This is a genomic window from Saccharothrix lopnurensis, assembly GCF_042658445.1.
Taxonomy (GTDB): Bacteria; Actinomycetota; Actinomycetes; order Mycobacteriales; family Pseudonocardiaceae; genus Actinosynnema; species Actinosynnema lopnurensis.
Map to the genome: position 1 here is coordinate 113,840 of NZ_JBHSQO010000017.1, position 16,841 is coordinate 130,680.

The 16,841-nt window shown below is 75.4% G+C and carries 1 protein-coding gene; it reads right to left on the minus strand.

The window, feature by feature from the left end; all coding sequences use genetic code 11:
* Positions 1-34 precede the first annotated feature (34 nt).
* Positions 35-16,648, minus strand: a complete 16,614-nt coding sequence (locus ACFP3R_RS18685) for an SDR family NAD(P)-dependent oxidoreductase (RefSeq protein ID WP_380637507.1) — start codon at positions 16,646-16,648, stop codon at positions 35-37.
* Positions 16,649-16,841 lie beyond the last annotated feature (193 nt).

The window sequence follows — 16,841 nt, forward strand, 5'->3', positions numbered from 1 at the left end:
GCGCAGCTTCTGCTCGTTGTCCATGACCGGCTCCTCAGGAAATGCCGAGATCGTTGTCCACCAGCTGGAACAGCTCGTCGTCCGTGGCGGAGTCGAGCCGCGCGGGGTCGAGCGGCGCGGCGTCCGGGACGCCGCCGAGGTGCGCCAGGAGCGACCGCAGGCGGCCCACCACCGCCGGGCGCGCGGCGTCGTCGTCGGCCAGCTCCCGCAGCCGGGCCTCCCACCGGTCCAGCTCGTCGGCCGGGGTCCGCGGCCCGGGGTCCCCCAGCAGCTCGCGGTGCAGGCGGTCGGCCAGCGCGACCGGGGTCGGGTGGTCGAACAGCAGCGTGGAGGGCAGCCGGACCCCGGTCGCGGTGGCCAGCCTGTTGCGCAGCTCGACCGCGGTGAGCGAGTCGAAGCCCGAGTCCATGAACCCTCGGGTGGCCTCGACGGTGTCCGGCCCGGGGTGGCCGAGCACCGCGGCGGCGTGCTCGCGCACCAGGCCGAGCACCACGCGGCGGCGGTCGGCCTCGGGCAGGGCGGCCAGCCGGTGGACCAGGTCCGCCTCGACCTCGACCGGGACCCGGTCGACCACCAACCCGCGCAGCAGCGCGGGCGCCTCCCCGACGGCGTCGGTGTCCAGCCGGACCGGCACCACCACCGGTTCGCCGGCGGCGCAGGCGGCGTCGAACAGCGCGAGCCCCCGGGCCGTGGACAGCGGCCGCACGCCCCACCCGGCCATCCGCGCCACGTCGGTGTCGCCGAGCCCGCCGGTCAGCCCGCCGCGCTGCTCCCACAGGCCCCACGCGAGCGACACCGCGGGCAGGCCGGCCGCCCTGCGGCGCCGGGCCAGGGCGTCCAGGGCGCAGTTCGCCGCCGCGTAGTTGCCCTGCCCCGGGGTGCCGAACACCCCCGCCGCGGAGGAGAACAGCACGAATCGCGACAGGTCCCCGGTCAGCTCGTGCAGGTGCCGGGCGGCGTCCGCCTTCGGCGCCAGGACGGCGTCGACCAGCTCGGGGGTCAGGGACTCCACGATCCCGTCGGCCACCACGCCCGCCGCGTGCACCACCCCGCGCAGCGGGAACTCCGCCGGCACCCGGTCCAGGACCCGGGCCAGCGCCTCCCGGTCGGACACGTCGCAGGCGGCCACCGCGACCAGCGCGCCGGCCGCTTCCAGCTCCGCGACCAGGTCGGGGGCGGAGCCCCGGCGGCTGACCAGGAGCAGGCTGCGGACGCCGTGGGCGGTGACGAGGTGCCGGGCCACGGCCGCGCCGAGCACGCCGGTGCCGCCGGTGATCAGGACCGTGCCGGCGGGGTCCCAGCCGGCGGGGTCCGGGCCAGTGAGGTCCGGGCCAGTGAGGTCCGGACCGGCGGGGACCGGGCCGGCGGCCCCGGGTTCCCCGGTGAACCGCGCCAAGCGGGGCACCCGCACAACTCCCCCGCGCACCTCGCACTCCGCCTCCCCGGCCGCCAGCACCCCCAGGACCGAGGTCACCGGCAGGTCCGCCCCGTTCAGGTCGACCAGGGCGAACCGGCCCGGGTTCTCCGAGCACGCCGACCGCACCAGGCCGCCGACCGCCGCGCGGACCACGTCGTCACCCCGGGTCGCGACCACCAGCCGCGACCGGGCGAACCGGCCGTCCGCCAGCCAGGTCCGCACCACCCCCAGCACGTCGACCACCGCGTTCCGCACGGTCCGGGTGGCGCACTCGAACACCAGGAAGACGGTCGCCGGCACCTCGCCGCGGAGTTCGGCCAGGTCGGTGACGACCGCGTGTGCCCCCTCGGGCTCCCCCGGCGCGACCTCGACCCAGTCGACGCGGAACAGCGGGTCCCGGGCAGCGGTCGCGCGCAGCGCGAGCCGGTCGACCCGGGCGACCTCCGCACCGTCCTCATCGGACAGCAGCAGCGAGGCGGTGCCGTCGCCGCGCGGGAAGATCCGGACGCGCAGGCTGGTCGCCCCCGGTGCCGGCAGCGACACCCCGCTCCAGGAGAACGGCAGGGCGGGCTCGGCCCGGTCGACGCCCGCGACGTGCAGGGCCGCGTCGAGCAGGGCCGGGTGCAGGCGGAACCGGCGCGCGAGCGGGCGGAGCGGTTCGGGGAGCGAGACCTCGGCGCAGAGGTCCGCGCCGGCCCGGAACGCCGCCCGCACGCCACGGAACGCGGGCCCGTAGCGGTAGCCGAGCGCCTCCAGCCGCCGGTACAGCTCGGTCACGTCCACGGGCTCGGCGCCCTCGGGCGGCCACGGCGCGGGTTCCTCTGCGTCGGCGGTGGTCCGGGTGGTCGTGGTCCGGGCGGTGAGGACGCCGGACGCGTGCCTGGTCCACGGCTCGTCGTCCGCCGCCCGGGAGTGGACGCGGACCTGCCGCCGCCCGGACCGGTCGGGCACGTCGACCGACAGCTGCACGGCGACGGCGTCCCGCAGGGTCAGCGGGGCCTCCAGCGCCAGTTCCGCCACCTCGGGGCAACCGAGGTGGTCCCCGGCCCACAGCACGAGGTCGAGGAAGGCCGTGCCGGGCAGCAGCACCGCGTCCCCGACCACGTGGTCGGCCAGCCAGGGCGCCCGGTCCGGCGAGATCCGGCCGGTGAACACCGCCGTGCCCGAGTCCGCCAGCGTGGTCGCGGCGCCGATGAACGGGTGGTCGCGCAGCGCCGCCCCGGTGTCGTCGGCGTCGAGCCAGTAGCGCTGCCGGTGGAAGGCGTAGGTGGGCAGGTCGACGGGGCGGCCGCCGGCGACCAGCGGCGTCCAGTCGACCGCGACGCCGTTCACGTGCGCCTTCGCCAGCGAGGTCAGGAAGCGGTCCAGCCCGCCCTCGTCGCGGCGAAGCGAGCCCACGGCCACCGCGCCTTCGACGGTGTCCTGGACGTGTCCGATCAACGCGGGGTGCGGGCTCATCTCCAGGTAGGCCGCAGCACCCAGCGACCGGACCACCGGCTCGAACCGCACCGTGTGGCGGAGGTTCCGGTACCAGTATTCGGCGTCCAGGGTCGTCTCACCCTCCACTGTGGAGTGAAATGGGACGGTGGGCGCACCCGGCACGATCTCGCCCAGCTCCGCGAGCAGTTCCTCGCGCACCGACTCCACCTGTGCCGAGTGCGACGCGTAGTCCACCGCGATCCGCCTGCCCTGCACCGACAACAGCAACTCGTCGACCGCATTCGGGTCCCCGGACACCACCACCGAACCCGGACCGTTGACCGCCGCCACCGACAACCGGCCGTCCAGCAGGTCCAGCACCCGGTCCTCCGACAGCGACACGGACGCCATCGCGCCCAAGCCGGACAACCGGTCCGCGATCACCCGGCTGCGCGACACCACCACCCGCGCGCCGTCCTCCAGGGAGAGCGCGCCCGCCACGACGGCAGCCGCGATCTCACCCTGCGAATGACCCACCACCGCATCCGGCTCCACGCCGAACGACCGCCACAACCCGGCCAACGACACCATCACCGCCCACAACGCGGGCTGGACCACGTCGACCTCGTCACCGTGCAGAGCGTCACGCAGGTCCCAGTCCACCCACCGGCTCAAGGCGGTCGCGCACCGGTCCATCCACCCGGCGAACACCGGCGACGACTCCCACAGCTCCACCGCCATCCCGACCCACTGCGAACCCTGCCCCGGGAACACGAACACCGTCTTCCCCACCGGCCGGGCGACCCCCTGCACCAGCCGGTCACCCAGCAGCACCGCCCGGTGCGCCAACCTCGCCCGGCTGTTGACCAACGACCAACCGACGTCCAACGCCGAACCCGACCACCCCGACAACCGCCGAACCTGCTCCCGCAACGCTTCCGCCGACGCAGCGGACACCACCCACGGCACCACACCACCACCAACCGGCGCGGCAGGCTCCTCCACCACCGGGGGCTGCTCCAAGACCACGTGCGCGTTCGTCCCACCGATCCCGAACGACGACACCCCCGCCCGCCGAGGCCGATCCACCTCAGGCCACGCGACCGACTCCCGCGCCACCTCCACCGACCCGGCGGACCAGTCCACCAGGGAGGACGGCTCGTCCACGTGCAGGCTCGCGGGCACCACCCCGTGCCGCATCGCCAACACCACCTTGATCACACCGGCCACCCCGGCGGCCGCCTGGGCATGGCCGATGTTCGACTTCACCGACCCCAGCAGCAGCGGCTCGACCCGGTCCTGGCCGTAGGTCGCCAACACCGCCTGGGCCTCGATCGGATCACCCAACCGCGTCCCCGTGCCGTGCCCCTCCACCACGTCCACGTCAGCCGCCACCAGACCGGCGTCGGCCAGCGCCTCCCGGATCACCCGCCGCTGCGCCCGGCCGCTCGGCGCCGTCAACCCGTTGGACGCGCCGTCCTGGTTCACCGCCGAACCCCGGACCACCGCCAACACCCGACGCCCGGCCCGACGCGCCTCGGACAACCGCTCCACCAGCAGCACGCCGACGCCCTCGCCCCACCCGGTGCCGTCCGCGCCGTCCGCGAACGCCTTGCACCGGCCGTCGCCCGCGATCCCGCCCAGGCGGCCGAACTCGGTGAACGCGCCGGGGCTCGACATCACCGTCACCCCGGCGGCCAGCGCCATCGAGCACTCCCCGCTGCGCACCGCCCGGCACGCGTCGTGCAGCGCCACCAACGCCGAGGAGCACCCGGTGTCGAGGGTGACCGCCCGGCCCTCCAGCCCGAAGGTGTAGGCGATCCGGCCGGAGAGCACGCTCCCGGTGCTGCCGGTGGCCAGGTAGCCCTCGAAGTCGGCGGGCGCCTGGTGCAGGCGGGGGCCGTAGTCCTGGGCCAGCGCGCCGACGAACACGCCGGTCCGGCTGCCGCGCAGGGACGCGGGGTCGAGGCCCGCCCGCTCGAAGACCTCCCACGCGCACTCCAGCACCAGCCGCTGCTGCGGGTCCATGGCGGTCGCCTCGCGCGGCGAGATCCCGAACAGGCCCGCGTCGAACTCGGCGGCGTCGTGCAGGAACCCGCCGGTGCCGGACACCGACCAGCCCCGGTCGGTCGGGAAGTCGGAGATGGCGTCGACCCCGTCGGCCACCAGCCGCCACAGGTCCTCGGGCGAGCCGACCCCGCCGGGGAACCGGCAGCTCATCGCCACGATGGCGATCGGCTCGTCCACGGCGGCGCGGGTCGTGACCGCCTCCTCGGCGGGGTCCGCGCCCAGGTGCTCGGCGAGGGCCGCGCAGTTCGGGTGGTCGAACACGACCGTCGTCGGCAGGCTCAGGCCGGTCGCGCCGACCAACCGGTTCCGCAGCTCGACGGCCGTGACCGAGTCGAAGCCCAGGTCCCGGAACGCGCGCCGGTCGTCGACCTCGTCACCCGAGCCCATCCCCAGCACGGCCGCCACGTGCGCGCGGACCAGCGGCAGTGCGGCGGTGACGGGCGGGCGCCGGGTCCCGGGCCGCTCGGCGTCCCGCGCGAAGACCTCGGCCAGCAGCGGCCGCTCGCGCGCGACGGCGTAGGCGGGCCCGAACGTCGGCCAGTCGACGTCGGCCACGACGAGGTTGGGCTCGTCCTGCTCCCGCAGGGCGCGCACCGCCACCCCGGGGTCCATCGCGGGCAGCCCGAGCCCGCGCAACCGCTCCCCCACCTCGCCGCTCGCCATGCCGTCGCCCGCCCAGGCGCCCCAGGCGATCGACGTGGCGTTGCCGCCGAGGGCCCGGCGGCGCTGCGCGAGCGCGTCCAGGTGGGCGTTGGCCGCCGCGTAGGCGCCCTGCCCGCCTCCGCCCCACACGCCCGCCCCGGACGAGAAGAGGACGAACGCGTCGAGCGCCCCGTGGTCGAGCAGGGCGTCCAGGTTCTCCGCGCCGGTGACCTTCGCCCGCAGCACCTCGGCGAGGTCGTCGATCGCGGTCACCGGGGTGCCGTGCCGACCGACCCCGGCGGCGTGCACCACGGCCGTCAGGCCGGGCAGCGACGCCAGCAGCTCCCGCACCGCGTCGCGGTCGGCCACGTCGCAGGCCGCGACGGTGACCCGGTCGCCCAGTTCGGCCACCAGCTCGGGCGCGCCGGGCGCGTCGGGCCCCCGGCGGCCGACCAGGACCACGCGCCCGGCGCCGTGCCGGAGGAGCCAGCGGGCCACGTGCGCGCCCAGCCCGCCGGTGCCCCCGGTGACCAGCACGGTCCCCCTCGGCCGCCAGGTGCGCCGGGGCCGGTCGCGCGGCGCGCGCACGAGACGCCGCGCGTAGACGCCGTCCGGCCGGACCGCCACCTGGTCCTCGTCCCCGGAGAGCACGGCGGTCAGCCGGTCGAGCACCGGGCCGTCGACGACCTCGGGCAGGTCGACGAGGCCGCCCCAGCGGTCGGGCTGCTCAAGCCCGAGGGTGAGCCCGAGGCCCCACAGCTGGGCCTGTCCCGGGTCGCGCACGACATCGCCGGGGGCCGCCGCGACGGCACCCGAGGTCACCAGCCACAGCGGGGCCGTGACCCCCGCCGCGTCCAGCGCCCGGACCGCCGTCAGGGTGTCCTGCGGCGCGAGGAACGACAGCACGCCGTCGACCCCGCCGCGGTCCAGGCGCGCGGCGAGGTCGCCCACCGCCACCGCCTCCACGGTCGGGCCGAGGTCGGGGAGGGCCGCGCCGCCGGAGGGCACCACCGCGAGCCAGCGCCCGGCCAGGGCGCGCCGCGCCTCGGGCAGCCGCCGCCAGGCGATCCGGTAGCGCCAGTCGGCCGCGGTGGGCGCTTCGACCTCGGGCCAGTAGCGCCGGTGCTGGAAGGGGTAGGTGGGCAGGTCGACGAGTCGGCCGCCGGCCAGCAGCGGCGTCCAGTCGACGTCCACGCCGTTCACGTGCGCCGTCGCCAGCGAGGTCAGGAAGCGGTCCAGCCCGCCGTCTTCACGGCGCAGCGAACCGACGGCAACCGCGCCTTCCACGGTGTCCTCGACGTGCCCGGTCAACGCCGGGTGCGGGCTCATCTCCAGGTAGGCCGCAGCACCCAGCGACCGCACGACCGGCTCGAACCGCACCGTGTGGCGCAGGTTCCGGTACCAGTATTCGGCGTCGAACGTCGCGGCGCCGGGCACCGTGGAGCAGAGCGGGATCTCGGCGGCGCGCGGCGTGATCCCCGCCAGGGCCGTCAAGACCTCGTCCCGCACCGACTCCACCTGTGCCGAGTGCGACGCGTAGTCCACCGCGATCCGCTTGCCCTGCACCGACGACAGCAACTCGTCGACCGCATCCGCGTTCCCGGACACCACCACCGAACCGGGACCGTTGACCGCCGCCACCGACAACCGGCCGTCCAGCAGGTCCAGCACCCGGTCCTCCGACAGCGACACGGACGCCATCGCGCCCAGACCGGACAACCGGTCCGCGATGACCCGGCTCCGGGCCGCGACGACCCGCGCGCCGTCGTCGAGCGAGAGCACACCGGCCACGACGGCAGCCGCGATCTCGCCCTGGGAGTGGCCCACCACCGCATCCGGCTCGACGCCGAACGACCGCCACAACCCGGCCAGCGACACCATCACCGCCCACAACGCGGGCTGGACCACGTCCACCTGATCGGCGTACAGCGCGTCACGCAGGTCCCAGTCCACCCACGGGCGCAGCGCCGTCGCACACCGGTCCATCCACCCGGCGAACACCGGCGAGGAGTCCCACAGCTCCACCGCCATCCCGGCCCACTGCGAACCCTGGCCGGGGAACACGAACACCGTCTTGTCCACGGGCTGGGCAACACCCTCGATCGAGCGATCGCCCAGCAGCACCGCCCGGTGCGCCAACCTCGCCCGGCTGTTGACCAACGACCAGCCGATGTCCAACGCCGAACCCGGCCACCCCGACAACCGCCGAACCTGCTCCCGCAACGCCTCCGCGGACGCGGCAGACACCACCCACGGCACCGGGCCGTTCCCGGTCAGGGCAGCAGACTCCTCCACCACCGGGGCCTGCTCCAGGACCACGTGCGCGTTCGTCCCACCGATCCCGAACGACGACACCCCCGCCCGTCTCGGGTGATCCGCCGCCGGCCAGGCCACCGACTCCCGCGCCACCTCCACCAGCCCGGCGGACCAGTCCACCTCCGGGGACGGTTCGTCCACGTGCAGGCTCGCGGGCACCACCCCGTGCCGCATCGCCAAAATCACCTTGATCACACCGGCCACCCCAGCAGCAGCCTGCGTATGCCCGATGTTCGACTTCACCGAACCCAACAACAACGGCTCGACCCGACCCCGACCATAGGTCGCCAACACCGCCTGAGCCTCGATCGGATCACCCAACCGCGTCCCCGTGCCATGTCCCTCCACCACGTCGACCTCGGCGGGCGTGAGACCGGCGTTGGCCAGCGCCCGCCGGATCACCTCTTCCTGGCTCGGCCCGTGCGGGGCCGTCAGCCCGTTCGACGCGCCGTCCTGGTTCACCGCCGAACCCCGGACCACCGCCAGCACCCGACGCCCGGCCCGACGGGCGGCCGACAGCCGCTCCACCACGACCACGCCGGCGCCCTCGCCCCACCCGGTGCCGTCCGCCGCACCGGCGAACGACTTGCACCGCCCGTCCGCCGCCAACCCACCCTGGCGCGCGAACTCCTCGAACAGGGCGGGGGTCGACATCACCGTCACCCCGCCGACCAGCGCCATCTCGCTCTCACCGCGCCGCACCGACTCCGCAGCCAGGTGCAGCGCCACCAACGACGACGAACACGCCGTGTCCACCGAGATCGCGGGTCCCTGAGCGCCCAGCACGTACGACACCCGACCCGACACCACGCTGCCGGCGAGGCCGATCAGGCTGGAGTCGTCCGGTCCCGCGTAGTCGCCGCGCATCACCCCGAGGAACACGCCGAGCCCGCTGCCCCGCACCGACGAGGGGTCGACGCCCGCCCGCTCCAGCGCCTCCCACGAGCACTCCAGCACCAGCCGCTGCTGCGGGTCCATCCCCACGGCCTCGCGCGGCGAGATGCCGAAGAACTCCGCGTCGAACCCCGCCGCGTCCACGAACCCGCCCAGACCCGACCCCCACCCCCGCTCCTCGGGGAAATCCGAGATCACGTCGCGACCCCCGGCCACCACCTCCCACAGCTCCTCCGGGGACGACACCCCACCCGGGAAACGACACGCCATCCCCACCACCACGACCGGATCACCGTCGTCGGCCGGGGCGGAGCCGGAGCGCGCCGGTGCCGCCCGGTCGTTCCCCGACAGGCCCTCCAGCAGCCGGTCCGCGACCGCCTCCGGCGTCGGGTGGTCGAAGACCAGCGTGCTCGGGAGGGTCGTGCCGCAGGCCGCGGCCAGCCGGTTCCGCAGCTCCACGCCCGTCAGCGAGTCGAAGCCGAGGTCGCGGAACGCGCGACCGGCGGCCACCGCCGCCGGTGACGGGTACCCGAGGACCGCCGCCGCGTGGGCGCGGACCAGGTCGATCGCGACCCGGCGCCGCTCGGGCCCGGGCACGTCCGCGAGCGCCCGGTCACGCCCGGCCGTCGTGCCCTCGGCCAGGCCGCGCAGCACCGCGGGCCCGGCGCCCAGCAGGCGGGGATCGACGCGGGTGGCGGCCACGGCGGGGCGACCGGCGCCCAGCGCGGCGTCGAACAGGTCCAGGGCCTGGTCGGTGGACAGCGGGACCACCCCGGTGCGCGCCAGCCTGCGGCGCTCCACCTCGCCCACACCGCCGGTCATCCCGCTGCGCTCGTCCCACAGGCCCCAGGCCACCGACACGGCGGGGAGGCCACGGGCGTGCCGGTGGGCCGCGAGGGCGTCCAGGAACGCGTTGGCGGCGGCGTAGTTCCCCTGGCCCGGGGTGCCGACCACGCCCGCCATCGACGAGAACAGCACGAAGTGGGTCAGGTCCCCCGCCAGCTCGTGCAGGTGCCAGGCGGCATCCGCCTTGGCCGCCAGCGCGGTGTCCAGCCGCTCCGGCGTCAGCGACTCCACCAGGCCGTCGTCCAGGACGCCGGCGGTGTGCACGACGGCGTCGACGGGGTGGTCCGCGAGCAGCCGCGCCACCTGGGCGCGGTCGGACAGGTCGCACGCGACCACGTCGACCGCCGCGCCCAGCTCGACCAGGTCGGTGAACCGCTCGGCCGTCGCGGTGCGGCTCGCCAGCACCAGCCGCCGGACGCCGTGCGCGGTCACCAGGTGCCGGGCCACCAGGCCGGCCAGGGTGCCCGTCGCGCCGGTCACCAGCACCGTGCCCGTCGGCGCGGGACCGGGCTCGGCGGAGGTCCGGCGCAGCCTCGGCACCAGGACCGCGCCCCCGCGCACGGCGAGCTGCGGCTCGTCCGCGCCCACCCCGTCCGGGAGCGCGCCGCCCTCGTCCAGGTCGACGAGGACGAACCGGTCGGGGTGCTCGGCCTGCGCCGACCGGACCAGCCCCCACACCGGGGCGTGCGCCAGGTCGGGGTCCGCGCCCGTGGCGTTCCGGGTCACCAGGACCAGCCGCGCCTCGGGCGGGTGCCCGGCCGCGAGCCAGTCCCGGATCACCCCGACGACCTGCCCGAGCAGGTCGCGGACCGCCCGCGCCGGCCCCGCGCCCGATCGCGGGCACTCGAACACGGTCGCCGCCACCGGTCGCCCGAGCGGCGGAGCGGGCTGCCAGTCCAGCTCGTAGAGGGTGCGGCGGGCCGTGTCCACGGGTCGCAGCGCCAACGACTCGACCGAGGCCACCGGGGTGCCGTCGGTGTCCGCGACGGTCACCGCGAAGGCGTCGGGGCCCACCGGGGTCAGCCGCACGCGCAGGGTGGTCGCCCCCGTGGCGGCGCAGCGGACCCCGGTCCACGCGAAGGGCAGCCGCAGGCCGCTCCCGTCGAGCAGCAGCGGGTGCAGGGCGGCGTCGAGCAGCGCGGGGTGCGGTGCGAAGCCCGCCAGGTCGGGCCGCCGGTCCACCTCCGCGAACAGCTCGTCGCCGCGCCGCCAGGCCGAGCGCAGCCCCCGGAACGCGGGCCCGTACTCGAAGCCCGCCTCGGCCAGGACGTCGTACCGGACCTCCAGCGGGATCGCGCCCTCCGGCGGCCAGGTGACGGGCACGGAGGTCGTCGGCGCCTCGGTCTCGGCCAGCGAGCCGGCCGCGTGCCTGCGCCACTGGGGGTGGGTCGTCGAGCGGGCGTGCACGCTCACCGGCCGGTGGCCCGAACCGTCGACCGCGCCCACCATCACCTGCACGTCCACCAGGTCGTGCGCGGACAGCGCGAGGGGCGCTTCCACGACGAGGTCCCGGACGGCGGCCCAGCCCAGCCGGCCGCCCGCGTGCGCCGCCAGCTCCAGGAAGGCGGTGCCGGGGAACAGGACCGCGCCCGTCACCACGTGGTCCGCGAGCCAGGGCTGCGCGCGCAGCGAGAACCGACCGGTCGACAGCGAACCCGCGCCGTCCGCGAACTCGACCTCGGTGTCCACCAGGGGGTGCGTCGCGTGCGCGGACCGCTTGGCGTCGAGCCAGTAGTCCCGGTGCTGGAAGGGGTAGGTGGGCAGGTCGACGAGTCGGCCGCCGGCGAGCAGCGGCGTCCAGTCGACCGCGATGCCGTTCACGTGCGCCGTCGCCAGCGAGGTCAGGAAGCGGTCCAGCCCGCCGTCTTCACGGCGCAACGAACCCACGGCCACCGCGCCTTCCACGGTGTCCTCGACGTGCCCGGTCAACACCGGGTGCGGGCTCATCTCCACGTACACCGCAGCACCCAACGACCGGACCACCGGCTCGAACCGCACCGCGTGACGCAGGTTCCGGTACCAGTATTCGGCGTCCAGGGTCGTCTCACCCTCCACTGTGGAGTGAAAGGGCAGTGCGGGTGCGTTAGGCGTGATGTCGGCCAGCTCGGTCAGCAGTTCCTCGCGGACCGACTCCACCTGCGCCGAGTGCGACGCGTAGTCCACCGCGATCCGCCTGCCCTGCACCGACGACAACAGCTCGTCGACCGCATCCGGGTCCCCGGACACCACCACCGAGGTCGGGCCGTTGACCGCCGCCACCGACAACCGACCACCGAGCAGGTCCAGCACCTGGTCTTCAGGCAGCGACACGGACGCCATCGCGCCTCGGCCGGACAGGTGTCGCGCGATGACCCGGCTGCGCGTGGCCACGATGCGCGCGCCGTCGTCGAGCGAGAGCACACCGGCCACGACGGCAGCCGCGATCTCGCCCTGGGAATGCCCGATCACCGCATCGGGTTCGACGCCGAAGGACCGCCACAACCCGGCCAACGACACCATCACCGCCCACAACGCGGGCTGGACCACGTCCACCTGATCGGCGTACAGCGCGTCACGCAGGTCCCACTCCACCCACGGGCGCAGCGCCGTCGCACACCGGTCCATCCACCCGGCGAACACCGGCGAGGAGTCCCACAGCTCCACCGCCATCCCGGCCCACTGCGAACCCTGACCCGGGAACACGAACACCGTCTTCCCCGTCGGGCCGGCGACGCCTTCGACCAGCCGGTCTCCCAGCAGCACCGCCCGGTGCGCCAACCTCGCCCGGCTGTTGACCAACGACCAACCCACGTCCAACGCCGAACCCGACCACCCCGACAAACGCCGAACCTGCTCCCGCAACGCCTCATCGGACGCGGCAGACACCACCCACGGCACCACACCACCACCAGTCGGCGCGGCAGGCTCCTCCACCACCGGGGGCTGCTCGACGATCACGTGGGCGTTGGTGCCGCTGATCCCGAAGGAGGACACCCCCGCCCGCCGAGGCCGATCCGCCACCGGCCACGGCACCGACTCGCGCACCAGCTCGACCGCGCCCGAACCCCAGTCCACCACCGGCGACGGTTCGTCCACGTGCAGGCTCGCGGGCACCACCCCGTGCCGCATCGCCAAAATCACCTTGATCACACCGGCCACCCCAGCAGCAGCCTGCGTATGCCCGATGTTCGACTTCACCGAACCCAACAACAACGGCTCGACCCGACCCCGACCATAGGTCGCCAACACCGCCTGAGCCTCAATGGGATCACCCAACCGGGTCCCCGTGCCGTGCCCGTCGACCACGTCCACGTCAGCCGCCACCAGGCCCGCGTTGGCCAGCGCCTGCCGGATCACGTCCTCCTGGCTCGGCCCGTGCGGCGCGGCCAACCCGTTCGACGCGCCGTCCTGGTTCACCGCCGAACCCCGGACCACCGCCAACACCCGACGCCCGGCCCGACGCGCCTCGGACAACCGCTCGACGACCAGCACGCCGACGCCCTCGGACCAGCTGGTCCCGTCCGCCGCGCCGGCGAACGACTTGCACCGCCCGTCCGCCGCCAACCCACCCTGGCGCGCGAACTCCTCGAACAGCACCGGCGACGACATCACCGTCACCCCACCGACCAGCGCCATCTCGCTCTCACCACGCCGCACCGACTCCGCAGCCAGGTGCAACGCCACCAACGACGAAGAACACGCCGTGTCCACCGAGATCGCCGGCCCCCGCGCACCCAGCACGTACGACACCCGACCCGACACCACGCTGCCCGCGCCGCCGGTCACGCCGAAGTCACCGGCGTCCGGGTAGTTCCCCCTCATGACCCCGACGAACACACCGAGCCGGCTCCCCCGCACCGACGACGGGTCGACACCGGCCCGCTCCAGCGCCTCCCACGAGCACTCCAGCACGAACCGCTGCTGCGGGTCCATGGCGATCGCCTCGCGCGGCGAGATCCCGAAGAACTCCGCGTCGAACCCCGCCGCGTCCACGAACCCACCGAGACCCGACCCCCACCCCCGCTCCGGCGGGAAGTCCGAGATCACGTCACGGCCCCCGGCCACCACCTCCCAGAGGTCTTCCGGGGACGACACGCCGCCCGGGAAGCGACACGCCATCCCCACCACCACGACCGGATCACCGTCGTCCACCGGGGTGGCCGGGAGCACCGGCGTACTCCCGGCGTGCCGGCCGGTCAGGTGGTCGGCCAGGTCGGCGCAGGTGGGGTGGTCGAACAGCGCGGTGACGGGCAGCGCCACGCCGGTCTCGTCGACGAGCCGGTTGCGCAGCTCCACCGCCAGGTGCGAGTCGACGCCGAGCTCACGGAAGCCCAGGTCCACCGGGACGGCCTCCGGGGTCGGGTGCCCCAGCACGGCGGCGGTGTGCGCCCGCACGAACCCCAGGACGTCGCGGGGCACCTGGCGCGGGGTGCTCGGGGCTTCGGCAGACGTCGGGGCTCCAGCGGACCCCGGGACTTCGGAAATCCCCGGGACTTCGGAAATCCCCAGGACTTCGGGAATCCCCGGGGCTTCGGCGGGCTTCTCGTCGAGCCAGTACCGCTGCCGCTGGAACGGGTAGGTGGGCAGGCGGACCCGTCTGCCGTCGAACACCCGCTCCCACGCGGGCCGCAGGCCGTGCACGTGGAGCCGGGCGGCCGAGGCCAGCACCCGGTCGAGGCCGCCCTCGTCCCGGCGCAGCGAATCGACCACCAGCGCGTTCCCGGCGATCTGCTGCACCGGCGCGGTGAGCACGGGGTGCGGGCTCGACTCGACGAAGACCCCGCAGCCCAGGGCGACCAGCGACCGGATCGCCCGCTCGAACTCGACCCGCTGCCGCAGGTTCCGGTACCAGTACGCCGCGTCCAGCTCCGGGCCCGGCACCGGGCCACCGGTGACCGTGGAGACGAAGGTGGTGCCGCAGTCCCTCGGGGTGATGTCGCGCAGGGCCGCGAGGAGCGGTTCGCGCAGGGGCTCCACCAGCGGTGAGTGCGAGGCGGTGCTGACCCGGACCAGTCGGACCCGGACGCCCTCGCCCTCGATCACCGCCGCGAACTCCCGCACCGCCGCCGCGTGGCCGGACACCACGGTCGAGCCGGGTCCGTTCACCGCGGCGATCCACAGGCCGTCGGTCAGCCGGGGCGCCAGCTCCCGTTCCGGCAGGGGCACCGCGACCATGGCGCCCTCGCCGGGCAGGTCGCGGAAGGCCCTGCTGCGCACGGCGGTGACCTTCGCCGCGTCGTCGAGCGACAGCGCGCCCGCCACGCACGCCGCCGCGACCTCGCCCTGGGAGTGGCCCACCACGGCGTCGGGTTCGACGCCGAGGGACCGCCACAGCGCGGCCAGCGACACCATCACCGCGAACAGGGCGGGCTGGACCACCTCGACGCCCCGCGCCTCCCCGCGGACCACGTCGAGCAGCGGGAAGTCCAGGTGCGGGGCCAGCGCCTCGGCGCACTCGCCCATCCGGTGCGCGAAGACCGGTGACGAGTCGAGCAGTTCGGCGGCCATCGCGGGCCACTGGGTGCCCTGGCCGGGGAAGACGAAGGCGACGCCGCCCGGCCGGCGGGCGGTGCCCCGGACCAGGCCGGGGAACGGGAGGTCCGCGGCGAGCGCGGCCAGGCCCGAGCGCAGCCGGTCGCGGTCCGGCGCGATCAGCACCGCGCGGTGCTCGAAGGCCGGGCGGGTGGTGGCGGCGGTCCAGGCCGCGTCCGCCAGGTCGAGCGCCGGGTTCGCCTCGACGTGCTCCCGCAGGCGCGACGCCCGGTCCCGCAGGGCCTGGGCGGTCTTGGCGGAGAGCACCCACGGCGCCACGGTCGTGCCGCTCGCCCGTTCGGGGCCGGTCCACCCGGCCAGCACGACGTGGCAGTTGGTGCCGCCCATGCCGAAGGAGCTCACGCCCGCCAGCCGGGGCCCCTCGCCCGGCCACGGCCCGGTGCGGTCCTGGACGCGGATTCCCAACTCCGCCAACGGTATCCGCGGGTTCGGCGTGCCGAAGTGCAGGCTCGCGGGCAGCTCGCCGTGCTTGAGGCTGAGCACGGTCTTGAGCAGGCCGGCCACCCCCGCCGCGCCCTCCAGGTGGCCGATGTTGGTCTTCACCGAGCCCACCAGCAGCGGTCGGTCGGCCGGGCGGCCCGCGCCGAGCACCTCGCCGAGGGCGGCGGCCTCGACCGGGTCGCCGACCGCGGTGCCGGTGCCGTGCAGTTCGACGTACCGCACGTCGGCCGGGTCGACCCCGGCCCGCCGGTAGGCCAGCCGGAGGACCTCGGCCTGCGCGGCCCGTTCCGGCACGGTCAGGCCCGCGCCGCCGCCGTCGTTGGTGACCGCGCTGCCCCGGATCACGCAGTGGACCAGGTCGCCGTCGGCCACCGCGTCGGCCAGCCGCTTGAGCACGACCAGCGCCCCGCCCTCGCCGCGGACGTAGCCGTTGGCCCGCGCGTCGAACACGTGGCAGCGGCCGTCCGGGGACAGGCCGCCGAACTCCACCGCGGTCCGCGCGCTGGTCGCGCTGAGGTTGAGGGTGACGCCGCCGGCCAGGGCGATCGAGCACTCCCCGCGCAGCAGGCTGGTGCGGGCCGTGTGCACGGCGACCAGCGAGGAGGACTGCGCCGCGTCGACCACGAAGCTGGGGCCGCGCAGCCCCAGCGCGTAGGAGAGCCGGTTGGCGATCATGCCGCGTTGCAGCGCGGTCATGGAGTGCGCGCCGATGTCGTCGGGGTCCCGCAGGTCCGCGTAGTCCTCGCGGATCGCGCCGATGAACACGCCCGCGTCCCCGCCGGGCGGGATGCCCGCGTCCTCGAACGCCTCCCAGCCCAGCTCCAGCACCAGCCGCTGCTGCGGGTCCACCGCCGCCGCCTCGCGCGGCGAGATGCCGAAGAACGCCGGGTCGAAGTCCCCGACGCGGTCCAGGAAACCACCCCGGCCCGTGCCCGCGTCCACCCGGTCGGCGGGCACCGCCGTCACCGCGTCCACGCCGTCGCGCAGCAGCCGCCAGAACGAGTCCGGGTCGGGTGCCCCCGGCAGGCGGCAGGACATCCCGACGACGGCGACATCCTCGGAAGAACCCATGCCACGGCCTCCTGGTCCGGTCAGGGTGACGGGACGGGCGCGCACGCCGCCGCTCCGGCCCGGCGCCGCCGATCAGCCGCACATCGCGGCCCCGACAACGGGTGGCCGTCATTTTTCGGTCCACTGTGGACTTGCAGCCACCGGGCGGACGCCCCTGGGACACCGCACCACGCCCGGCCGGTGGCCACATACC

Bases quoted from the DNA above. Each gene is read 5' to 3' on its own strand.
- ACFP3R_RS18685 (WP_380637507.1), bottom strand. From the start codon at position 16,648: ATGGGTTCTTCCGAGGATGTCGCCGTCGTCGGGATGTCCTGCCGCCTG.